The following is a 218-nucleotide window of genomic DNA, read 5'->3' on the forward strand; positions in this document are numbered from 1 at the left end:
TTCGGCAGTCAAGAGTGGTTCCACCAGCGCTTTGCAGTCAAAGAGTGACAGCCTATCGGTTAACCGGAGTCAATCTAAGAGTGCTTCGTTGAGCAGTTCTGAATCCACGTCAGTGGATAAGAGTGAATCTGGTTCGGCAAGTCGTTCGCAGAGTGAGAGCATCAGTAAGAACCCATCCGCGACGCCGTCGCAATCAGCCTCTGCTTCTAAGAGTGCCA

Annotated in this window: 1 pseudogene; it reads left to right on the plus strand. The window is 51.8% G+C overall.

Annotation, left to right across the window (positions count from 1 at the left end):
* Positions 1-218, plus strand: a pseudogene (locus FD19_RS09910) (LPXTG cell wall anchor domain-containing protein); the annotation flags it as partial.

Origin of the sequence: Lacticaseibacillus thailandensis DSM 22698 = JCM 13996, assembly GCF_001436135.1 — a bacterium.
GTDB classification, from domain to species: domain Bacteria; phylum Bacillota; class Bacilli; order Lactobacillales; family Lactobacillaceae; genus Lacticaseibacillus; species Lacticaseibacillus thailandensis.